We start from the raw sequence: 23608 nt of genomic DNA on the forward strand, positions 1-23608 counted from the left end.
CTTATTGAACAGATTGTGCACTCAATTGAATTTCAGCCGATGTTGCAACACTTTTTTGAGGAAACAAACGCTGCTCTAATTGTGGCAACATCAATTCCATATTTTTACCAATTGCCCATTGTGGCTCTGAAGGTTCAAAACCTTGCGCTTGCTCCCATTTCGCCACAGTCACTTTGGCTTCATTAAAAGCATTAGCAAAAGAGTTTTGTTCACGCATAGCCTGATCAAAAAAGGCACGACCAAAATAAGTATAATCAGCTTCGTTTGAACAACCAAACGACTCACGATCTGCTGCCGATGCAGTAATCACTAAGGTATTATCATCTTGCAAGGCGGATACAAAGCTACCTGAATAACAGGCTGAAATGACGATCACACGCCAACGAATACCCGATTTATCCAAAGTATCGCGTAACCATTTCGGATCGACCTGATTTAAGTCAAGTGGTGCATTTTCAATTTCAAAATGATCTTTTAAACCGTGTGAGGTCATATATAAAAACAGCACATCACTTTCACGGTTCATGCGCTGTCCAATACGGCGCAGCGCTAATTCAATACTGGTTTGCGAAGCAATTGGAATTACATTGCGGGTCATTGGGTTATTAATTAACACCATCGAACGCCCAAAAGTACCAAAACGGGTATCAAACTGTTCACGAATGCGCTCAATTTCAGACATAAATACGTCTTGATAACTCGCCCCTGCAATACCTAAAAAGTACCAATGCGATTGAGCAAATTCCCCATATTGAATACTGTCTAAAGCTTTATTTAGCACACGGCTTTGTGCATAAAAAGCTGCTTCGCTTAGACTTGGTGGAACTTCTTCTACCTTCCAAATGGGCTGACTTTTCACTGACATTTGCCAAACCACCAAAGTGAATAAGGTCGCTAAAACAATCAGCGCACGTTCCCACCACGGCCAATGCAGCTCACGTGAAAACACCCACACTACTGCCAAACTTTGCCAAACAAACAGCACCATAAAAATGGTAGGTAAATAGTCATATAACACATACGGCAAGACATCCATCATGCCCATGTATTGAATCAAGCTTTGCAATAAAGCAACGTGAGTATCTAATACCAACCACAACAAAGCAGGTACTAACAATAAACGCGGGTTATTGACACGCTGAGAAAGAATGATTCCGACAATTAAAGCAATAAAAGGCCATAAGGCATAACTGACCAAACCCTGTGGGTTAAATTCGCCCACTTCTCCTGCGACCAACCAACTGAATAAGGTATTGGCAAGGCCACCTAAAATCCCCCAAAAAATCAGTTGTAAGATAGAGGGACGAATAATTTGCAAAGAGCGTCGCGAACCCAAAAATAACCAAACACCCGCGGCTTGGTTGCTTTTAAAATCGTGCCAAAAATTAATGGAGGGTTTGAAGTCAATCATAGGATTCTGTTAATCGCAGCTCGCGTTTCCACACTCCAAGTTTATGCTTGTCGTCGTAATTATCAATTGTCAATTTTAACTATATAACAAATCTTTGCGCATTATAGAAGCATTGAACGCCTTGCCACTGCTTTAGTGGTAGAAATCTACCTGTTGTTCAAATTTGCTTGGAAATAGGCATCAAATCGGCAAGCATCACCCTGCCATTGATGTGTGGTTTCCTGTCCCGCCAAAAACACTGCTAAACGTGGACGCTTCACCACAACACGTTTGGCAATTTGCTGTGCCAAACCCAATAAATGATCACCCAAATCCATTTCACCATCTTCAGGTAACAGCAAATGTAATAACTGCATTTGTTTTTTGACTTGTGCCTGCTTTTTCTGCGCCTGTTGATGTTGATCTCGCTGCGGAAACATCGGGTCTAAATACACCACATCAACCACTTTGCCCTGCGCTGCGCAGTTGCGTAAATAATCTGCTGAATCTGTAAAAACCAACTGGATACGGGCAACAACACTTGCTAAAAAAGGATCATTTGCGGCTTGGCGTTTAGCATCTTCCAACAAAGTAAAAAGAATAGGATGACGCTCCAACAACGTGACCTGAGCACCCAAGTGAGCCATGAGTAAGCTGTCGTGTCCTAGCCCTGCCGTAGCATCAATCAAACTTGGTTTTTCCGACAAATTACAGGCGCGAGCAATCATTTCCGATTTTAAAGAGGCACGTTTCAATCGCCCAACTTCAGCTTTCCAATCGGGTTGCATTTTCATGCCATTGGCACACAACCACAACCCTTCAGCATCTACACACAATGCCAATTCAGGGTTCAAACGCAAAAAACGCGCATTGAGTTTTTCTACTGTTTCAATGCACGTTTGCACGCCTCTAGACAAAAGCACAGCAGAATAATGCTGTGCTTGAGTGAGCCACTCGGCTTCGGTGTATAAGCGAAGTTCGCTTACCATAGTTTCCAGCCTGTGAATGCGAACAATAAAATGATTAAACCTGAAGCAATACGATACCAAGCAAAAATCATAAAATCACGTTTCGCCACATAAGCCACCAATGCACGGATCAGCAAAAGTGCAGAAACAAAAGAAACGATGATCCCGAAGCTGAGCACGGTCCAATCTTCGGTGGTTTGGAATACATCATAGCTTTGGTACAAGTCGAGTAATCCTGCGCCAATAATGACAGGAATCCCCAAAAAGAAGGAAAACTCGGTTGCTGCTTTACGCGATACACCCAAGAACATCGCGCCAATAATAGTTGCACCTGAACGCGAAGTCCCCGGAATCAGCGACAATACCTGAATTAGACCAATCCAAATCGCATCTCGATAAGTTAGTTCTTCAACCTCATGGGCACGTACTTGTGGTGGATGTTTTTCAATCCACATAATAATAAAACCGCCAATAATCAAACCAATCGCCACGGCAACATCATTAAAGAGTAATTCTTTTACAGTCTGCCCAAAGGTCAATCCAATCAGAATAATTGGAATAGATGCCATGATCAGACCAAAGCCCAAGCGACGACCTTTTTCTTCGCCTGTAAACATGCCCGTAGCTGCGCCCCATAGACGTGTCCAGTACTCATAAATGACCGCTGCAATTGCCCCCATTTGAATGGCAATCACAAATACATCACTTTTTTCTTTGGTCCAAAAGTCCATCAGCTCTGCAGCGAGAATCAAATGTCCTGTGCTAGAAATGGGTAGAAATTCAGTAATCCCTTCTACAATACCCATAATTGCCGCTTTGAGCAGCAGTAAAAGATCCATAAATAACCCTAATTATGCCTTGCCTTGTTCTGGAATTTTTTTCCAAGCATTGTCACGTAAATAAACAGGCAATGCTTGTTCTGCGCTGACCCATTGCTGTTGCTGTGCACAGACGCGTGCAATAGTAGCAATATCTTGTGCGGTTGCACTTAAGCCTTTGTATTGTATTTGTTCTTGATCAATGAGACCTGCACCAGAACCGACCAATTGAAAGCGTACCGTCTGTGCAGCATCGCTATAATTCAATAATTGTTCCTGATCAACCGCCTGCATGATTCCTTGTGCATCTAGCTCAAAACTGGCGATATACACTTCATTCATGCGTGCATCCAACACAGCCGTAACCGCAGTTAATCCTTCAAGACGATAAGCCGCCTGCGCCAATGCCTGCAAAGTCGATACAGGAATTACAGGCACATCATGCGCCCACGCCAAAGCTTGCGTGACTGCCGCATTAATTCGCACACCGCTAAAAGAACCCGGGCCACGGCTAAAGGCAATTGCAGTCAGATCAGCCGTACTAATTTGAGTTTCAGCAAAGCCTTGCTCAATCATCGGTAAGATGGTTTGCGTTTGTGCTTTTGCTCGCGCATCTAATTGAAAAAAGAGTTCCTGTGTTTCATCTACAATCGAAACGGAACACTGCTCATTGGCAGTTTCCAATGCCAGCAATTTCATGCACAACCTTCAAGGAGTAAATATCAAAAATTGGCGTTATGATACTCCACTCCTGAAATTCACGCGAGGATTTACATGCCTTAGATTGCAATTCCTGAGTATAAAATTCTATGTAATTACAGCTAAAAAATGCGTTTGACTAAACGATGCAAATTCTATTTTAGAGTGTTGCAGGCTCTAGGTTTACAAAATGCTGAAAATGTTCAGCATAGTGCAGCGCACTCATTTTTAAACGTGCTTCTGCAGACTCATCCAAAGTCTTAACCACTTTACCGGGAGAACCCATCACCACAGAATTATCGGGAATCACTTTCCCTTCAGGAATTAAAGCATTGGCACCAATAATACAGTTTTTACCAATCACCGCATGATTCAGTACCACTGCATTAATGCCAATCAGACTGTTATCGCCCACGGTACAACCATGTAACATCGCCTGATGTCCAATAGTCACATAATCACCAATCTGCATTTCAATGCCTGCATCGGTGTGCAAAACAGCATTTTCCTGAACATTGCTAAAATTACCCAATTTGATTTTACTGTTATCGGCACGTATCACAGCCCCAAACCAAATACTGACTTTCTGCCCCAACTCAACCTGACCAATGACCGTGGCATTATCCGCCACCCAACCATCCCACGGTTGCTGCATGGCTTTAGGCGCATATCCTTTAAATTTATACAACATGGTTCCTTCCTATCCTCACATCAAAATTTTTCTATTTCTTAAATGTTGGTGAATTTAACAAAAACGGCCATTCTTTACGATAATCCAAACCATATTCAAATAAAGACACCAACATCCGCGCTGTTAAACCCCAAACCACTTCATCTTCAACCTGCATGCTCGGAAAATATAATTTTTGTTGTGCAAAGCTCACTTCATACGGCGTTGGTGGCGCTTCCATCAAATGCTGTAAAGAAACAAAAAAGATCCGATCAATTTCTGAAGGTTGTGCAATTAGTTCTACTTTTGGGGGAATCAGCCCCACCACAGGTTTGACTAACATTCCATTACGGGCTTTTTGCATTGGCAAGTCACCAATCAACTGCACTTCAAATGGATTTAATGCAGTTTCTTCCTGCGCTTCACGCAATGCCACCACAATATTACTGGTATCTTGCGGATCGCGTTTGCCACCAGGGAAAGACACCTCACCCGCGTGATTATTGAGTAAGGTAGAACGGCGGGTTAGCAATACCTTTGGATCAGACTCGTCGGTAATGGCAATCAATACCGCTGCATGCGCTTCCATGAACGTTTTAGAAAAGCGCAAACGTTGCTGTAATAGATGCGTGAGCGAATGATCAATCATGCCTTATAATTCTCCTTGTCTAAGTTTTCATCATAGCTGAAATAGGTGGGCAATAGATAGAGAGGATGCCAAAGTTGAAATTTTCAGTTATTCTGAGAACTCCCTTCAACAATGACGATCACTATGAACTTTTGTGGAAATTGTGGACAAAAAACAACAACGAAAATTCCGCTTGGCGATCAGCAATTACGTCAAGTGTGTAGCGCATGTGGCAATATTCACTATGTCAATCCAAAAGTCATTTGTGGTGCATTGGTCGTTTGGGAAAATAAAGTATTGTTGTGTCGTCGTGCAATTGAACCACGCTATGGTTTGTGGACTTTACCCGCAGGCTATATGGAAATGTTTGAAACCATGGAGCAAGGTTCTGCCCGTGAAACCCGCGAAGAAGCCGAAGCGGAAATTGAAATCGAACAACTTTATTGCATGTATAACATTCCACGGATTGGGCAAATTTATGTGCTGTTCAAAGCTCAATTGTTGAATGGTCAATTTGGTGCAGGTGAAGAAACCATCGAATCACGCTTGTTTAGTGAAGATGAAATTCCGTGGTCTGAATTGGCTTTCCCAAGTGTAGAACGTACTTTACAACACTACTTTGCAGATCGAAAAAACAACCATTTCACGACCCACTTAGAAACCTTAGGTTCACGTACCGATCATACGGGTTAAAAACCCCACATGATGTTCATTTGAATCAAGCTAAAATCTGAATAATAAATAGCCCACTGAGTAGTGAGCTATTTTCATCTCTATATCATAGGAAATTAATGCTAAATACGCACTTTATCTGGGTTATAACATTCGGCAACATCTAGACTTACAGCTCCACCTTGGGCTTTCACCAAAGCTTTATCTGCATCAGTTGCTAAAGCTGGGTTTTGAGCCACGTAAGTTGCAAGTTGCGCATGATAAATATTGCTCCACTTCACTGTTGAGCCATTGAAATCAGACAATGTAATACGTGTAGAGTTGGCTGCAACTAAATTGCCAATATTGGCACGTGCACCGCCCACCACTTGACCATTTCCACCTTCAACCGCTTCAATTTTGGTATTCAAACCAATGACTGCGCCATCAAGTTTATGAAATATTGGATTGGCCAAAATCATACGCAAAGTAACTGCTTTATTGTCGATATCGGTTGCACCTAACACACCTATACGGTATTGCTGCACACCATTTGTATCAACATATTCAGCACCAGACTGACGAATTGCTGCACACTGACCAGACATATCGGTTTCTGTGGCATTTGGTGCTATATCTGTACGAATATTGCCATCCTCATCTAAAACAACACCTAATTTGATGCTATCTGTAGTCGTTCCGCCATCAAAATTAAAGGTCAAGGTTGCATAAATTGGGAAAATATAGCGACTGTCTAAAGGTACATTTTTCTGGGTTTTAAAAACGCGATTATCCAAAAAGTTCACAGAAAAGAATTTATAGGCATCAAAAGAACCTTCGAACTGATCGGTACCTATGGTTTGTTGCCATTGACCATAATCTGCAGGATTCGCTGTTGTAGATTTGGTCAATAATTTATAAAAACCTTCCGTGCCCGCAATTAAATAATCATTAAACACCTTACCTTGGGTAATTTTAAAATCATCAGCCGTATTGTCATTCACACTAAAATGGAATGGCTCCTGAATACGTTTATTCAATGGGTTGACCCATGTGGTTTGTGCTGCTGCAACCATACGCTCAGGACGCACTTTACGAATCAATTCACCACTCACCGTTAAAATTGGGTTAGTCGTGTTCGCAGACACCGCACCTTTCCACTGCATACCATAACCGAAGGTATACCCTGAACGGTCTGTAATCAGTTGATACTGCCCAATGAGGTGTTTCAAATCTGCGACCGTAGATTTACAATCTGCCAAATTACAGCCATATAAACCCTGTGGTAATTGTGAATCTTCTTTGGCTAAAATTGGATAGTTAGCTTGATAAGATGCCGAGTTATTCATGTAAACCAAGGTGTTTAATGCTTGATAAGCATCATCTTGAGATACCTGTGACACATCTACCCACGGGCGTAAAATACTGGCATAAGCCCCTGAACGATAGTCACCAAGCTCAACGGACTCAGCAACATTTGCCAATTGTTCTTTTTTTAGTGTCGTAATCGTTAAAGGCTGAATATCGCCTGCGACAAAATTTTTATTTTCAAGAGATAAAGCCTGTAAAACACGTACAATTGCAGTCGCGACCTGTATAGTTTCGTCACTACTACTTAAACTCGTTGCTTGGCGTCCTGTTAATCCACGTGCCATATCTAACACACTTAAACGTGGATAACCCGCGCCTGCAGTACTGACCATTCCAATATCAGACAATGATACTGTGCCTAAATCAATATATTGATTGGTCTTTTCCTGAATAAAGAAGTGGACTTTATCTCCTTCACTACATTTACCTGTTGCCGCATTACTTTTCGGCTCAATCATGGTGATGTAGGTTTTACTGGTATCACTGCTACAGGTAAAATTCAAACCATCCACAGGATAATCCAATGCAAATTCCACGCAGTTTTTTTCTGTACTGGCACAACTCCCGTTGATATACGCCACAGCATTAGGCTCTGGATTAATATTGGCACTTTCTCCACCACAGCCACTCAATGCCGCCATCAATGCTGTCGTTGCAAAAGGTAAAATATGTCTTGTTTTCATCCTGAATTCTCTTATTGTTGTTAGCGTATCGCAATGAGTTTTAATTGCCCTTGGTTACTGAGCGCGCGATGTTCCATATCCACTGCAGAAGCCAATGGCGTTAATAATACATAGTGGCTATTTTTTGGAAGTTGCAGCATGCCCTCTATCACCTCGTGTTGTAAGACATTGCCTGCAGTATCCTGATTTCTAAAACCACCTGCACCTTCAATCACACAGCCTTTTTGATCCAGAAAAACCACAAACGGCCAATAAAAGGTCGGTTGATTTTGCTTCGTAGCATAAGAGTTGATTTGAATATTTTGAATATTGCCTTCTAACTTCACCAATTCATAATCAAATTTTTCGGTTAAGGGAGCTCTAGGCCACAAATTTAAATCTTGTTGTGCTTTTAAGGTTTTAGCTTTATTTTTTTTGCTTTCAGCAAAACATTGCTGCCCCAAACCCTCAATTGCTTCAGCTTGATTAACACGATAATAGTCTGCAGCCAAAACAATAGCGTGAGGCTCAGCAACCGATTGCTTTTTAAATAATTTATTGAGAACGGAACGGCTTACACCACGTTCACGTTCGACCACTTGCATACGAGCACCACCGCCATTTTTTGTGTCAATTATGCCTTCTGGCATACTATAAAAGCGTTTTTTTCCTTCTAAATTAAACTCCTGATCTTCCAAATACTCACTTTTAACATACTGTTCTCCCGCCATCTCCATAAAACCTGATGATGTCGCGTCAGTTTCAGCTTTCGCCTCAACCACAATTGCAGACTGAGAAAGAGGTGATGCAGAATTTTCTTCCAAGCCGATTACACTCGATATTTTTGGCTTGGTTTTCTCAACATCTACGCTAGATGCTTTTACAAGCTTCTGTGTGCTTGAGGCTATGTCAGTTTTCTCTGCAATTAAAGATGGCTTGGATTGCTCAACATCTTGAGTTACGAGTACTTTTTGCTGCTGTTGCATCGTTCTTGCTTGCTGAACAACAACTTTAGAGCTTGGTGCAGTTTCTTGTATTTGCTCTTTGAGAGTCTTTTGAGCAGCATTTTCCGATGCACTTTTAAGTTGTAGTGAGGTGGCTGGTATCACTTGTTGTGCAGGAACAGCTTGAACAGCGGTTTGAGCTGGTTTTTGCTGCTCTTTCTTTTGTTTTTGTGCGGTTTCCAACGCCTGTATCGTTTGCTTTTTTTCTGCAGCATTACGCTGCACCACAATTGGACGACCATCTGGTCCAATAATGGTGTAAAACTGATTCGCGTAACACACCGATCCCATACTGAAAATCAGTGTGAGTATCGACTTTGAAAATAAAGTCCGTTTTATTTTCCGTACTGAACTTACCATCGTGTTCTATAACTCAATCCAAGAATTGTAATTTTTGTATCCGTTTTCACATTCAAACCCGCATAAGGGTTTAACAGCAGGTTATTCACACCTTCCTTATTGGCTAAGCTACTGGTATTGGCTGGAATTTTATCCTTACTTTGTAAAAAGCCGATGGATAAATCAAGGTCTGTATCTGCATCAAAACGATATCCCACACCCAGACCGAATAAACGTGCATTATTAATTGGTACCATGGTGTTACGTTTATTGTCAGGAATCGCACTACCACGTGGTTCATAACCCGCACGCAGTTTTAAACGGTCTGTGGCTGAATATTCGATGCCAACACCCCAGTTCCACGGTGACTTAAACTCTAATGGCAAAGCTAAACTGTCATCAGACACATGCTCCGAAAGCAATTTTGCAATTTTTAATGCCGAGATTTGACGGTCAAACTCGAATTTGAATTTATCCCATGCTTTATAGTCAGTCCAACCCACATCAAAATTGACTTGTAAATCAGGCATGACTTTATATTTTATCCCCGCTTGAAAGTGCGCAGGATATTCAAAATCCATAGAAACCAAACCAGACTCACTGGCTGGAATATAACTTGGGAAACCTAAAATTGCCGCTAAAATCTGCCCTGTTGGTGAAGACATCAAACCATTAATTAACTCACGCGGTGCTTTCGAGTTATCAATATGATATTTGCCCTTCAAGCGCATTTTAGCTGCACTCTGATACACCATACCAAAGCTAAAATCTTCTGTCGGTTCCCACAAAATACCCAAGTTATAACTCGGGCTTAAACTTTGCTCAACCGCCAATTGCATTTGCCCAAAACGCGAAAATGGATTCATACCTTCTTCGGCATTACAAATCCCGAGCAACAAAATATCGGTAATGATGTCTGAATTTTCTTTAAATGGGGTACAGACGACCTCATCCACCATACGCAACATCCCGATTAGTTCATTCGGGAAGCGCAAATCGGTATTCATGGCGATAGCTTGGTAAGACATCCCAATTGACGCACCGACTGACAATTCATCATTGACTTGATAGGCAATAGATGGAGAAAGATAGGTGATACGTTCTAAGGCAACCTGTTGTCCCATAAAGTTACCAGGGTTACCATTTTCGGCACCAAAGCCTGCAATCAGCGGTGCATATAATGCGGTGGCAAAGGTTACTTTGGAACCAGGTGGATTATAGGCAATACCGTTGGTTGGCGCTGCCAGTGGCATACCCTTACCTAAATCGACAAATTTTTTCAGAATCGGGACATACAACGTTGGATATTCGACATCGGCTTGTACTGTACCTTTAAAATCGGTACAAAAATCGGCCAAAATTTCTGGCCCATCGTTACACACCACAGGGTCATCAGAATAACCAAATACGTCATAACCTGCTGGAACAGAAAGCTCACGCTGTACATCAAAATGTGCCAACACCCCTTGCACATCTGTTTGCAAACCTTCAATCTTGGTCAGTGCAGCAGGGTTAAAGTGAATCGCACTAATACCAGGAGGATCTGCAGTGACCGCATTCCCCATAGTCAAAGAACGAATATCGACAGATAAGTTTTGTCCAAGCTGCGCAAAAGCAGCCCCTGAACAGCCCGACAGTATAATTGCAGTCACTAACGGGCGAAGTCGTATCATTTTCATGCGACTAGCCTCTTAGCGAATTTTTTTACCGAAACCGAGAATATCCAGTGGGAATGACAAACCAAGTGATACGTCTGGCGCGTCTTCGGTCAGACCGATTCCTACCGTACCATTCACAATGGTTTCAGGCGAAACGCGCACGCCTAATGAAACAGCTAAAGTCGCACTGGTTTGGTCTGCAGGCGAATAGCTTTCACCTCCTTCATAAAAAAACTCAGAACCAGTATTGAAGCTCTGCTGATAAGACATGGTCATCGACACATCGTAGTTAAACGAATAAGCAAAACCAAAAGCAAAACCACCACTAATCCCTGGCTCAAATTCTTCAATTATACGTCTACCGCGAATTTGATTGAGACCGCTTTCTTTAAAACCATAGTTGGCTGAAGCAGAAGCAAACAATACAACAGGGTCAATATATTTACGCGTACTTGCACCAAAACCGACCGAGTAATAACCTTTCCCTGTAGCCAAATCTTTGACGGGGTTAATTTCATACGGGCTATCACCAGTCTTGGTCGAAAGGTTGGCAAATAAAATTAAAGGCAAACGACCTGCTTTAAGTGGGAACGGTTCCCAACGTGCGCCTAATGAAATATCCCCTAAACCTGCAGCTGTAGTATCTTTTAATAAATCTGTTTTTGCCACTAAAGGTAAAGATGCCGACAAGGTCAAATTGTCACGCAAGCCATACTGTGCTGTAAAGGTATTGGTTAAAGCATGAGAAGCATTTTCTTGTACACGTAATTGATATAATTGACCTTGTGCCATTTCAAGATCAAGTTGGGTATCACGATAATAGGTATAATCAATGTCGTAGTAAGATGAAATTTCACCTTGTTTCATCAATGAATATTGACGTTCATTTGAGGTAAAGACTTCTTCTAAGTTGGCCTCTTTGGTTGCATCACCCTCTTGTTGCTGCAATGCAGTAGAAGCGGCTTGCTGCCCATTTGTTGAAGTCACTACCGCCTCAGTACTGTTTGTTTCAGCTGTTGTGGCGGAAACTTCAGTTGTTGCTTCTGATACTTCAGCCTGTTGTTCAGCTGTTGTTTCATATTCCCCTAGCTGTGGCTCTTCTGCAGCATACGCTACCCCAATTACCATTTGGATACTAAGCGCCAATAAGGTTTTATTCATCCATTTACGTTCCATGATTTACCCCTTCCATTTTTTATTTTTGTATGTTGTGAACAATGTATTATTTGTTTTTGTAGTAGAGTCTTAAATAGCGATGCTCATACTGTCCATAATTTTCAGAATCTTTATTTACATTACGCTCTAAACGTATAGTCGATGCTTTATCTGCAATTTTTTCCATGGCAAATTGTGGATATTGAATATCGACAAAGGCATAGCGATTCACAGTAGCATCCTCAACATGACGTAAATCTTTTTCATGTAATGCCAACATAGTTTGACGATTTTGCGGTGCGACATTAATTAGAAATAAGGTGTTATTTTCCCAGACTTCTTTAAAGCGTTCTTCATCAAAACTAATATTGCCTAATGCAGGGTCTGCCACGTAGACACGTCCATTTTTATATGCCTTGTACACCACAAAATGTTTAAAACCTGCATAAGAAATCGGCACAATTGCAGGCTGTCCTTGTTTCACTAAATCTGAAAATTCCCCGCGATATCCGCCACTTTCAAAGCCTAAAGCTGCGACAAAGCGCTTCATATCCAATAGTGAAAAACTACGACGTTCAATAATTCGTTCGTACTCTCCATAACGCAGTAAACCACTCATGGTCTGTTGTTCGTTTAATTGTGTTCCAACATAACCATTCAGTAAGGTTGTTAAAGCTGCAGAACCACAACTGTAGTCATAGGCTTGACGCACAATTCCGCGGAATTGATCTTCTAAAGCAGGTTTAATTTGCACAGGTTCTCTATGCATACGGGTAAAGGAATTATTTCTAGAATCCAAAGTTTCTGTGTAACGCACAGTTTCAGGATGCTGTTCTTTTAAATCAAAGGCTTGTGTGGCAGCGTAATAGATCAATGCCGAGCCCAAAGCGATCTCTAACATATATTTTTACTTTTTAGTTCTCGGCAATACCTGCCTAATATTTTTATTTTTAGAGTTTTCACTCTACTTCCTTGTATTTAGAAAGATACTCGTTTTATAGAAAAAAAAAAGAGCTTTCTATATTTTTTTGCGAACTCATCAGTTTATTTGTAAAAAAAAGCGCGTGAATTCACGCGCTTTTTCGGTGTTTAAATTAGTGACCAGAGATGGTGATAACAGCACCTTTAGTATAGCTACCCTGAGAAGTACTATAGTAGGTTTGAAGACCTTGAACTTCCATATCACCAATAGACGCAGCATTACGACTACCTAAATGAATACCTTTGATATATTGGTCTTTTGCCGAACCAGTGTCATTACTTACAATACGAATATGCGCTGCTTTACCAAGGGTTGCACCGCCGCCAACATAAGCATCATTAAACACTTGAATATTTTGGTCTAATTTCAAGTTGCGGCTATTTGCATCCGTGATTTTAATGCTTTCAATAAAGATTTCACCCGCTTCCTTTGTTGACACAGCTGTTGCTGTACCACTAACATCTACACTACCAACTGCTTTTCCTTTAGTGGAATTATCCAAAATACCTAAATTCTTAATTTCTAAACCACCCACCATTGTAGTGCTTAGCTTAACCATTGCGCCTTGAGGTGCCGCACCTAGTTGAATATTGGCATCCATTTTACCAGTTTTGATCTCCAAGCCTGATAAAATTGCATTGTAGTTAGTATCACTGTGACCACGACGAATACTGGTTGCATCTGCGGCTGGCATATCATTCGATGCAGATACGCCAATTTCACCAATCTTGATATCTAAACCAGATACTTGAGCTGCTACATTAATAAATGCACCATTTGTGCCCGTACCCGCATCTGTATCAATAACCAAATCTGCTAAGTTACGAGAGTCTAATAAATAAGCACCACCATTATCATAGTTTGCGCCAATCACTACACCTCGATCTTTTACTACATTTGTTTCTACACCATTTTTATCTAAAACTGACAGGCCATTACCCTTAATAACAATAGCACCAGCACCATCTGCTCCAGTACCACCAAAACCAGCTTCACCAGCTTTACCTTTAGGAGCCAAACCATCATTATCATGGATTAAAAGTTTTTCGATTTCGATTTTAGAAATACCAATCCCGATGCTTAAACCATCTTGACCAGTAGTTGCGCTTAATGCAGTATCGTCCATTGCCTGCATTGCCATTGCATTTGTCGTTAACGCGATTGATGATACCAAAGCAAGTTTAGTAAATTTTTTCATCTTGTTACTCTCCCGAGAGTATTATTTTTTTGGTTTTACCACTCAGTGCCAGTGATTGTGTTTTTATTTGATGAGGACAACACTGACACACATTCCTTGAGTAGCCGGTTTGCACATACAAAGGTATATCTGAGTTATTTTTTGTTCAACTGCTGTTGGTCGCAATCCACATCTTACCGACAAACGGTTATTTGCTTTTTATCTGCTGCAATCATGTAAAATAGCCTTTTAAAATCTCTCAGCTGTTTACGCTTTATGTCCTATCCTACTCATTTTAAAAAATTATTCTGTGAACCTGAATATAAGGCTGCAAGAATTTTGCAAGCTTTGGCAGCACTTTCACATTGTATTTATTTGCAAAATAATGGAAAGGCACGTATTGCTTTTTTGGCTGAACGCTATTGTGTGCAGCAAAACCATCAACATTTTTACTTTCAAAAAACGGCATTGGATCAATATGAATTAAGTCCAACTCAATTAGATTTAACAGCTCATCTAGGCACTTCAAATGATACAAACACTGCCCCATTTTGCAGTGTAATGGGTTTTATTTCTTATGATGCTGCAGCACAGCAACACATCAATATGCAATCCCGCGCCCAACCAAGTGTTTTTTTAGGTCAATTTAAAAGCTATTTACAGCAAGAACCAAATGGCTGGTATTTTTATAGTTCAGATGACAATGCAATACAAGCTTATGATTTTATTTTAAATTTATACAGCCAATCTGCCGTTGTTGAACAGTTCCAATTAAGCCAAAAGTGTCAAGCACGCTGGAATTTCACAGATTACCAACGTGCCTTTCAGCGTGTTCAAGACTATATAGTCGCAGGAGATTGTTATCAAATTAATCTTACGCAAGAGTTTAGCGCTAAGGCTCAAGGTCCACTTTTAGCAACTGCAGCGCAGTTTTGGCAACTGACCAATGCACCTTATGCAGGTTATTTACGTATTGGTGATTTTGAAATTCTAAGCTGCTCACCAGAGTTATTTATTGAATTTGAAGCAGATCGTAAAATTACCACCAAGCCCATTAAAGGCACCACACCACGCTATGATGATCCGCTTTTAGATCAGCAATCTAAACTTCAATTACAAACGTCCCAAAAAGATCAGGCTGAAAATGTCATGATTGTGGATTTATTACGTAATGATTTAAGTGTTTATGCCGAAACTGGTAGTGTAAAAACACCTAAATTATTTGATATTGAATCTTTTAATCAAGTGCATCACATGGTCAGTGAAGTGACCGCAACACTAAAAGCCGAGATGAATCCTTTTGATGTGCTAATGTCAGCTTTGCCCGGTGGCTCAATTACAGGCGCCCCTAAAATTCGGGCCATGCAAATTATAGATGAACTAGAAGGTGCACCTCGTGGCGCATATTGTGGGTCAATGGGGTATTTTGATGCCGATGGTACAGGTTCTTGGAATATCCTCATTCGTTCCATTCAAAAGTATCAGCAGGATGTTTCATTATGGGCGGGTGGTGGAATTACCATCGCTTCAGATTGTGATGCAGAATATCAGGAATGTTTTGATAAAGTTTCGGCAATGCTCAACTTACTCAACACATGGTATACACCTACCAAATAATACAACTCAATTAAAAAACTGAATCAACAAAAAAGCGAGTGGATGATTTGATCCACTCACTTTTTATAATGTAAGCAATTAAGCCAAAATATCTTGTTTTAAGGTGTCGACCAAGCGCTGATTTTGTTGGTCTGTACCTATGGTAATACGTAGATATTGGTTGATTCTTGGCTTATTAAAATAACGCACAATAATGCCACGTTCACGCAATGCTGTAGCCAATTCACCTGCATCATGTTCAGGATGTGATGCGAAAATAAAGTTGGCACTTGATGGCAATATCTTAAAACCCAGCGTTGTTAAATCTGCAACCAATGCCTCACGGCTAGCAATTACTTTTTGGCATTGCGCCTCAAAATAAGCCTGATCTTCAAAGGATGCTACGGCAGCGGCTATCGCAAAACGATCCATTGGATAAGAGTTAAAACTATTTTTTACGGCTTCCAATGCGGCAATTAAATGTGGCTGTGCAATGGCAAATCCAACACGTAAACCCGCCAAAGAACGTGATTTAGAAGTCGTTTGACAGACGACTAAATTGTCGTACTTTTCCACTAATTTCACTGCAGATTCTGCACCAAAATCGACATAGGCTTCATCAATAACCACCACAGAATTTGGATTGGCTTGCAAAACCTCTTCTATGGCAGATAAACCTAAAGCAATACTGGTTGGTGCATTCGGATTGGTAATAATAATGCCGCCATTGGCTTGCTTATAATCGGCGACTACAATTTCAAAATCATCATTTAGCGGTAGTACTTTGGTTTTTACCCCAAAGAACTGACTGTAAACAGGATAAAAACTGTAGGTGATGTCAGGGTAAAGTAGCGGCAACTCTTGAACAAAAAATGCTTTAAAAATATGCGCAAGAACTTCGTCGGAACCATTGCCCACAAAGACATTTTCAACAGCCACATGTTGCTGTTTGGCAATAGCTTGCTTTAGCTCGCTTGCATCTGGGTCTGGATATAAACGCAGCACATCTGCAGAGTTTTCTAAAACCCGTTGCACCGTTTCCACCACTTTAGGTGAGGGCGGGTACGGATTTTCATTGGTATTCAGTTTTAATAAATTTTGGATTTTGGGTTGCTCACCCGGTACATACGGCTCAAGCTCACGTACTTCAGGGCTCCAAAATCGCATTTGTTCTGTGGTGATATTTGACATCTTTATTCTCTTATTTCCCCTCTCCTAACCTCTCCCAAAGGGAGAGGAATCTCCTATAACCTACATATTGCTTTAGCGGACAACTAATTCTTTCAATGTAAGTTCCCTCTCCTGAGCAAGTTTTAAAGTACTGCTTTAAAATGAAGCGCAAGTGAGGGTTAGGGGGAGGTTGGCTTTTTATTTATGGTTGATAACGATAACGCGCTGATCTCGCATGCGCATCCAAGTTTTCCTGTTGCGCCAGAATATCAGCAGTACGCGCCAAAGATTTCACCCCATCTACCGAGCACATAATCAAGCTTGAGCGTTTTTGGAAATCATACACGCCAAGAGGTGATGAAAAACGTGCTGTACCCGAGGTTGGTAAAACGTGATTCGGCCCTGCACAATAATCACCAATCGCTTCAGGGGTATAACGCCCCATAAAGATTGCACCTGCGTGACGGATTTCCTCAGCCATCACTTGTGGATCATCCATACACAACTCCAAGTGTTCGGGCGCAACTTGGTTGATCAATTCAATCGCCTCTTGACGATCTTTGACTAAGATCAATGCACCACGATTTGCAATAGAAGTGCGGGCAATTTCAGCTTTAGGCAAATTCGCCAAGTGCTGTTCAATCGCTTGTTCAACCTGATTCAGCAATTGCGCATCTGGTGTAATAAAGATAGATTGTGCAACCGTGTCGTGCTCGGCTTGGGAAAGTAAATCCATCGCCAACCATTCAGGATTATTTTCACCTTCGGCATAAACCAAAATTTCGGATGGCCCAGCAATCATATCAATGCCAACCTGACCAAATACAGCACGTTTTGCAGCCGCCACAAAGCGGTTACCTGGCCCCGTAATTTTATCTACCGATGGGATGGTTTCTGTACCATAAGCCAATGCAGCAACAGCTTGCGCTCCGCCAATGGTAAATACACGAGTCACCCCTGCTAAATATGCAGCCGCCAAAACCAATGGATTGAGTTCACCATTCGGTGCAGGTACCACCATAATAATTTCAGGTACACCAGCAACATGCGCAGGCACGGCATTCATGAGCACAGAAGATGGATAAGATGCTAAACCACCCGGTACATAAATACCTACACGATCCAAAGGAGTCACTTTTTGTCCAAGCGTATTGCCCAAGGCATCTACATAAGTCCAGCCGTCTTGTTTTTGCGCTTGGTGAAATTCACGAATACGTGTCGCAGCCAACTCCAAAGCTTCACGGACTTCTGTAGTCAGACCATCAAAAGCAGCTTTGAGCTGTTCCTGACTTAACTCAAGTTCTGAAAACTGATGCGCTGGATGTCGATCGAACTGTTGAGTGAGTTTAAGAACCTGAGCATCGCCATGCTGACGCACATCAGCAATGATTTGATCTACAGTTTTTAAAAGTTCAGGATCACTGACAGTTTCAAAAGCCAACAAGTCTGCAAAGGCTTGTTTAAAGCTTTGATCTTGAGTCGATAAACGTCGCATCAATTTACCCACAAGGTTTGATAGAAAAGTTTAGTTTACCTTGTTTCTAGGGCTTTGTGGGAATCTATACATGGCGAAAGCAGTATGTTTTGATGGAAATTCACGTTCAAAATCATTCAAGAACAGAATCATGGGTGGACATAAAAAACCGTCATTAAATGACGGTTTTTTGAGAAAGCAGGATGATGGATGCAAAGTTAAGCAGATTGTTTTGCCAACTCGCGTTCTACCACTGCTTTTTCAAGTTGTGCCAAAATTGGATTGAGCAAATCTTGCTTGCGCTTAAAACTGGCTTTATTGACAATTAAACGTGAAGATACTTTACAGATTTCTTCTAGCGGCTCTAAACCGTTGGCACGTAAAGTATTACCTGTATCAACCACATCGACTATGTAATCACCCAAACCGACCAATGGTGCTAATTCCATTGAGCCATAGAGTTTAATGACATCAACCTGCTCGCCTAAGCTGGCATAGTATTGACGAGTCAAATTCACATATTTAGTGGCAATTTTTAAACGACCTTTGGGACGCTGCATACCAACTTTGCCCGCAGTCATCAATTTACAATTGGCAATTTTCAGATCCAGCGGCTCATATACATTTTGAGCGCCATGCTCCATCAGCACGTCTTTACCCGCAACCCCAATATCTGCTGCACCATTTTCAACATAAGTTGGTACATCAGAAGCACGTAAAATTAAAATACGCACTTGTTTATGTGTGGTTGGAAAAATCAACTTACGTGATTTATCTGGATCTTCCAGTAAATTAATTCCCGCAGTTTCCAATAAAGGCAAAGTTTCTTTTAAAATTCGCCCCTTACTTAATGCCAAAGTTAAACCATGATCAAAATTGCCCATGACGTCAAAATTTGGATCATCGTTTCTCATGTCATTCATCAATTTACTCGCTTAATTTGGGCGCCTAAACCTTGTAACTTTTGTTCTACATTTTCATAACCGCGATCAATATGATAAATACGGTCAATCAATGTTTCGCCTTCTGCCGCCAATGCTGCTAACACCAACGAGAATGAGGCACGTAAATCAGTTGCCATAACAGGTGCAGCAGAAAGTTTTTCTACGCCTGTCACCACCGCATCATTGCCTTCTACCTGAATATTGGCACCCATACGTGACAACTCAGGGACATGCATAAAACGGTTTTCAAAAATAGTTTCCGAAATGGTAGCAAAACCGCGTCCAATCGCATTCACTGCCATTAACTGTGCTTGCATGTCTGTTGGAAATTCAGGATGTGGTAAGGTTCTGAAGCTCACGGCTTTAGGGCGCTTGCCCATCATATCCAGTTCAATCCAGTCATCGCCACGTGTGACTTCAGCACCCATTTCTTCAAACTTATCTAACACAGATTCTAGCAAGGCAGGATCGGTATGCGTGGTTCTGATTTTACCGCCTGTAATTGCAGCTGCTGCCAAATAAGAACCCGTTTCGATACGGTCGGCAACCACTGAATACTCACAACCATGCAAGTGTTCAACACCTGTAACCACTAAAGTATCGGTGTCTAAACCTTCAATTTTAGCACCCATTTTAATGAGCATTTGCGCAAGGTCAGTAATTTCAGGTTCACGCGCAGCATTACGAATGGTAGTAACACCATCTGCCAATACCGCAGCCATGAGAATGTTTTCTGTACCGCCAACAGTGACCATATCAAAGACCACTTCGCCACCTTTAAGGCGACCTTTGACTTTGGCATTTACATAACCATTTTCGACTTCAATTTCTGCGCCTAACGCTTCGAGTGCTTTAAGATGTTGATCGACAGGACGTGAACCAATTGCACAACCACCTGGCAAAGATACTTTTGCACTACCATAGCGCGCGACCAATGGGCCAAGCACCAAAATAGAAGCACGCATGGTTTTTACCAATTCATAAGGTGCAAATTGGTTGTCCAATGTTGAGGTATCCGCAATGACAGTATCGCCCTCATAAGACATTTTAATACCCAAGCCTGCGATCAACTTCACCAAGGTATTTACATCTTTTAGATTTGGAACATTTTTCAATGTTATTGGTGTTTCTGCAAGAATCATTGCAGCAAGAAGTGGCAAGGCTGCATTTTTTGCACCAGAAATGCGCACTTCACCTTCGAGCTTATTACCGCCCTGTATTAAAAATTTATCCATTAAATTATTAAGCTCCAAATAAGCTTGCTTTACGCCATTCTTCTTGTGTCATTGCACGAATTGTGACCGCATGAACTTCACCGCTGGCAATATAGCTATTCAATGGTGCATACACTGCTTGTTGACGAGCAACAGGACGCTTACCTTCAAACTGATTATCTACAATACGAAGATCAAATTTGCCGCCTTGCCCACTTACAGCAACTTCAGCCTCTGGAAAAGCAGCTTTTAAAATTTCAGTGAGCTGTTCACTATTCATCACAAAGACCTCTTATAGGACCAACGGTGTAAAAACCTGTTATTTTACTATAAATAGAAAAAATAATTCATTAATCCTATACATTATCGCAATAAAAAAAGAGGTTTATCCAAAACCTCTTTTTAAATCATATTTTGACTAGATGGCTAAAGGCTGATAATCCAGCTGCATCTTCCGATGTTTCTCTAACTGACGTTTTAATTTTTCTGTCATCATCTTAATTGAAGTGTACATATCATCTGCACTGGCCTGCGCAAAAAGCTCCGTTCCAGGTAAACGGATAATCGCTTCTGCAATATGATTGGCGCTGCCTTTTTTAGAATGTTTATCGATTTGATGATCTTTGCTTAATTTCACCTGCATACTATTGACCTGATCGAGATGTTTGGTCATTTGTGCAAATTTAAGTCGAATATTTTCTTCAATTGCAGGGGTTATAGCTAAGTGATGTCCACGAATTGTTATTTGCATAATTCTATCCCTCACCTTCATTAGAATTAGGAAGGCATAGTTCACATGATTGATTGTCAAATAACAGAACACTGCTGAGGTCACTTTAAATCATGTCTAACTATTCCTTCAAAAAAAGATTCATTATTTGGTCATAATGAATCCTTAGAATAGACCGATTTTAAAAATTAGATCAAGACTTTTCGCTCAGAAGATGACGGAATATTTAATGACTCACGATATTTCGCAACCGTTCTACGTGCGACATCAATTCCTTCTTCCTTAAGGAGGTTCGCAATGGTGTTATCTGACAAAGGTTTACGTGGATTTTCATCGGCAATTAATTTTTTAATCTTGGCGCGAATCGCAGTTGAGGATGCTTCTCCGCCTGAACTGGTTCCAACATGACTTGAAAAGAAATATTTCAATTCAAACAAACCACGTGGAGTTAACATATATTTATTGGTGGTCACCCGTGAAACTGTAGATTCATGCAACTCCACCTCATCGGCTACATCACGCAAAATCAAAGGTTTCATTCCTTCAGCACCAATTTCTAGAAAATCGCGTTGATGCTGCACAATACAGGTCGCCACTTTTAATAAAGTTTTGTGCCGCTCATCGACACTTTTAATAAAGTTTTTTGCATCCAACATTTGATTGCGCAAATATTGATTGTCTTCGCTTTGATCTGCACGTTTAATCATATTGGCATAAAAGGAATTAATTCTAAGCTTAGGCACAACATCTGGATTGAGTTGCACATGCCAATGATCCTGTTTTTTACTAACTACCACATCTGGAATTTGGTAGTCCGAATCCTGATCTTCAAATGCAGTACCAGGATGTGCTTGTAATGTTTTCAACAATGCCACGGCATGTTGTAACTGCGTAGCGTTCAAACCTGTTTGCTTCAGTAGTTTCGGCAAATCATTCGAGATTAAAAGCTCATAATGCTGCATTAACTGTAGCGCTTCCTGACGGTATGGCACATCTATAGCCAAACTTTCAAGTTGAATAGATAAACACTCAGCCAAATTCCGTGAACCAATCCCAATTGGATCTAAACGCTGGATATGTTTCAGCACCACTAGAACTTCGTCATCTTCCACTTCATCTTCGTAGTCCATAGATGCCAATAGATGCTGCACCGATGTAGTAATTTCCGATACTTCACAATCCAAAAAACCATTGTCATCCAAAGCATCGACAATACAATATGCAATTAACTGTTCAACTTGCGAAAAATGCAACAAATTAATTTGCGTATGCATGTGTTCTTTTAGCCCTAAGTGGCCTTGACGATTATCCTCTCGCTCTTCATATTCTGCCGCCCCTAAACTGGTCGGTAAGTGGCTATACACATCATCCCAATCCGTATCTACCGGCAAATCATTTGGCAAATGATCTGCATTTAGTTCTTTTGTTAAATCTTTCTGATCTCGCTCTTGGTCTTCGAGTGTTGATAAGCTTTCAATACTGCTTTGCTCTTCTACTTTTTCTAATAAAGGATTACTATCCAATTGAATTTGAACTTCTTGTTCTAACTCCAAGCTTGAAAGTTGAAGCAAACGAATGGCTTGTTGTAACTGCGGTGTCAGTGACAAGGAGTTTGCAACTTTAAGTCCAACCGATAACTTCATATCTTACCACTCTTTTAAAATAATTGATTTTTCAATAACTTAATCCAATAAGTTATAATAAGCAATTTTTATGCCGTTTTATAAGATATAACATAGATTTATTTAAAATCATAAATATTTTTTAATACGGATATTTTAGTAGTCTTTATTCTTAACATTTTATTTTATCCATAAAAAAAAGTCCCCCATCTCATTGAGAAGGGGGACTTTGAATAATGAGCTGGCGATGACTTACTCTCACATGGGTAACCCCACACTACCATCAGCGCGAAGAGGTTTCACTTCTGAGTTCGGGAAGGGATCAGGTGGTTCACTCTTGCTATTGTCGCCAGCACAACTGTTATGGACTTGTTCGGGTCTTAGTTACATTGCTTAAGCTCGATGCTTTTGCTTGTAATGCCTTACTTGGTTCCAAATGAGTTATTAACAGGTTGGCTATTGTATCTGAAATTTCATGTTCAACAAGGGCTGAATCAAGATATTTGATCTGATCAGTTTCAAGTGATCTTTTATGAATCGATTGATGCTTGTGATACAACAACTGTTTGGGTGTTGTATAGTCAAGCCTCACGAGCAATTAGTATTGGTCAGCTTCACATATCGCTATGCTTCCACATCCAACCTATCAACGTCGTAGTCTTCAACGGCTCTTTAGGAGGCATAAA

Annotated in this window: 21 protein-coding genes and 2 rRNA genes; 2 read left to right on the forward strand and 21 right to left on the reverse strand. The window is 40.9% G+C overall.

The features are described 5' to 3' along the window. Window position 1 precedes the first annotated feature (1 nt). The 6 genes from FTV43_RS03290 to FTV43_RS03315 all read right to left on the reverse strand — a co-directional run bounded on the left by FTV43_RS03290 (window position 2) and on the right by FTV43_RS03315 (window position 5194). A complete protein-coding gene (locus tag FTV43_RS03290) occupies window positions 2-1411 on the reverse strand; it encodes a C13 family peptidase (protein WP_179994854.1) in 1410 nt (469 codons plus the stop codon). Window positions 1412-1557: 146 nt separating this feature from the next. Continuing rightward, window positions 1558-2379, reverse strand: coding sequence for a class I SAM-dependent methyltransferase (locus FTV43_RS03295; RefSeq protein WP_179994855.1), 822 nt, complete (start codon window positions 2377-2379; stop codon window positions 1558-1560). Then, a complete protein-coding gene (locus FTV43_RS03300; RefSeq protein ID WP_136143576.1) occupies window positions 2373-3197 on the reverse strand; it encodes an undecaprenyl-diphosphate phosphatase in 825 nt (274 codons plus the stop codon). Before FTV43_RS03300 ends, FTV43_RS03295 begins: the two co-directional genes overlap by 7 nt. Before the next feature lie 12 nt (window positions 3198-3209). Then, a complete protein-coding gene (gene tsaB, locus FTV43_RS03305) occupies window positions 3210-3875 on the reverse strand; it encodes a tRNA (adenosine(37)-N6)-threonylcarbamoyltransferase complex dimerization subunit type 1 TsaB (protein ID WP_096902124.1) in 666 nt (221 codons plus the stop codon). A 160-nt stretch (window positions 3876-4035) separates the two neighbouring features. Further along, on the reverse strand, window positions 4036-4566 hold the full coding sequence (locus FTV43_RS03310) for a gamma carbonic anhydrase family protein (protein ID WP_179989107.1): 531 nt from the start codon (window positions 4564-4566) through the stop codon (window positions 4036-4038). A gap of 31 nt (window positions 4567-4597) precedes the next feature. Then, window positions 4598-5194 carry a CoA pyrophosphatase gene (locus FTV43_RS03315; RefSeq protein WP_179994856.1) on the reverse strand — a complete coding sequence of 199 codons (597 nt, stop codon included), beginning with the start codon at window positions 5192-5194 and terminating at the stop codon, window positions 4598-4600. Between the two features lie 123 nt (window positions 5195-5317). On the opposite strand from FTV43_RS03315, the gene FTV43_RS03320 reads away from it, so the two are divergent. Continuing rightward, a complete protein-coding gene (locus tag FTV43_RS03320) occupies window positions 5318-5866 on the forward strand; it encodes an NUDIX hydrolase (protein WP_026438436.1) in 549 nt (182 codons plus the stop codon). 101 nt (window positions 5867-5967) lie between these two features. Here the strand turns inward: FTV43_RS03320 and FTV43_RS03325 are convergent, their stop codons facing one another. From FTV43_RS03325 to FTV43_RS03350, 6 genes are all read right to left on the reverse strand, one after another. Beyond that, window positions 5968-7878 (reverse strand): flagellar protein FilF, encoded by a 1911-nt coding sequence (locus FTV43_RS03325; RefSeq protein WP_179994857.1) that lies wholly within the window; start codon window positions 7876-7878, stop codon window positions 5968-5970. A gap of 20 nt (window positions 7879-7898) precedes the next feature. Continuing rightward, entirely contained in the window at window positions 7899-9221 is a 1323-nt protein-coding gene (filE, locus tag FTV43_RS03330; RefSeq protein ID WP_179994858.1) for a putative pilus assembly protein FilE, read from the reverse strand. After that, window positions 9215-10879, reverse strand: a complete 1665-nt coding sequence (locus FTV43_RS03335; protein WP_004975217.1) for an OmpP1/FadL family transporter — start codon at window positions 10877-10879, stop codon at window positions 9215-9217. The genes filE and FTV43_RS03335 overlap by 7 nt, the downstream gene beginning before the upstream one ends. Window positions 10880-10891: 12 nt before the next feature. Then, complete coding sequence (locus tag FTV43_RS03340) at window positions 10892-12034, reverse strand: hypothetical protein (protein ID WP_179994859.1); 1143 nt, start codon at window positions 12032-12034, stop codon at window positions 10892-10894. A 46-nt stretch (window positions 12035-12080) separates the two neighbouring features. After that, window positions 12081-12914 carry a C39 family peptidase gene (locus tag FTV43_RS03345; RefSeq protein ID WP_179994860.1) on the reverse strand — a complete coding sequence of 278 codons (834 nt, stop codon included), beginning with the start codon at window positions 12912-12914 and terminating at the stop codon, window positions 12081-12083. A 193-nt stretch (window positions 12915-13107) separates the two neighbouring features. Next, window positions 13108-14193: a DUF6160 family protein gene (locus FTV43_RS03350; protein WP_179994861.1), complete on the reverse strand. Its 1086-nt coding sequence runs from the start codon at window positions 14191-14193 to the stop codon at window positions 13108-13110. A 255-nt stretch (window positions 14194-14448) separates the two neighbouring features. On the opposite strand from FTV43_RS03350, the gene pabB reads away from it, so the two are divergent. Continuing rightward, window positions 14449-15789 carry an aminodeoxychorismate synthase component I gene (gene pabB, locus FTV43_RS03355; RefSeq protein WP_179994862.1) on the forward strand — a complete coding sequence of 447 codons (1341 nt, stop codon included), beginning with the start codon at window positions 14449-14451 and terminating at the stop codon, window positions 15787-15789. 78 nt (window positions 15790-15867) lie between these two features. Here the strand turns inward: pabB and hisC are convergent, their stop codons facing one another. The 9 genes from hisC to FTV43_RS03400 all read right to left on the reverse strand — a co-directional run. Continuing rightward, window positions 15868-16959, reverse strand: a complete 1092-nt coding sequence (gene hisC / locus FTV43_RS03360) for a histidinol-phosphate transaminase (protein ID WP_179994863.1) — start codon at window positions 16957-16959, stop codon at window positions 15868-15870. 181 nt (window positions 16960-17140) lie between these two features. Beyond that, window positions 17141-18445, reverse strand: a complete 1305-nt coding sequence (gene hisD / locus FTV43_RS03365) for a histidinol dehydrogenase (RefSeq protein ID WP_179994864.1) — start codon at window positions 18443-18445, stop codon at window positions 17141-17143. Window positions 18446-18630: 185 nt separating this feature from the next. Further along, window positions 18631-19335: an ATP phosphoribosyltransferase gene (gene hisG / locus FTV43_RS03370; RefSeq protein ID WP_167846233.1), complete on the reverse strand. Its 705-nt coding sequence runs from the start codon at window positions 19333-19335 to the stop codon at window positions 18631-18633. Beyond that, window positions 19335-20591: a UDP-N-acetylglucosamine 1-carboxyvinyltransferase gene (gene murA / locus FTV43_RS03375; protein ID WP_179994865.1), complete on the reverse strand. Its 1257-nt coding sequence runs from the start codon at window positions 20589-20591 to the stop codon at window positions 19335-19337. The genes hisG and murA overlap by 1 nt, the downstream gene beginning before the upstream one ends. A 7-nt stretch (window positions 20592-20598) precedes the next feature. Next, window positions 20599-20850 (reverse strand): BolA family iron metabolism protein IbaG, encoded by a 252-nt coding sequence (ibaG, locus tag FTV43_RS03380; protein ID WP_004975198.1) that lies wholly within the window; start codon window positions 20848-20850, stop codon window positions 20599-20601. Between the two features lie 138 nt (window positions 20851-20988). Further along, window positions 20989-21321: a ribosome-associated translation inhibitor RaiA gene (gene raiA, locus FTV43_RS03385; protein WP_004975196.1), complete on the reverse strand. Its 333-nt coding sequence runs from the start codon at window positions 21319-21321 to the stop codon at window positions 20989-20991. Window positions 21322-21488: 167 nt separating this feature from the next. Further along, complete coding sequence (locus FTV43_RS03390) at window positions 21489-22943, reverse strand: RNA polymerase factor sigma-54 (RefSeq protein WP_179994866.1); 1455 nt, start codon at window positions 22941-22943, stop codon at window positions 21489-21491. A gap of 218 nt (window positions 22944-23161) precedes the next feature. Next, window positions 23162-23276, reverse strand: a 5S ribosomal RNA gene (gene rrf, locus FTV43_RS03395). Between the two features lie 223 nt (window positions 23277-23499). Continuing rightward, window positions 23500-23608: ribosomal RNA gene (locus FTV43_RS03400) — 23S ribosomal RNA — on the reverse strand; the annotation flags it as partial.

This window comes from Acinetobacter sp. YH16053 (assembly GCF_013417035.1).
In the GTDB taxonomy this organism is placed as follows: Bacteria; Pseudomonadota; Gammaproteobacteria; order Pseudomonadales; family Moraxellaceae; genus Acinetobacter; species Acinetobacter towneri.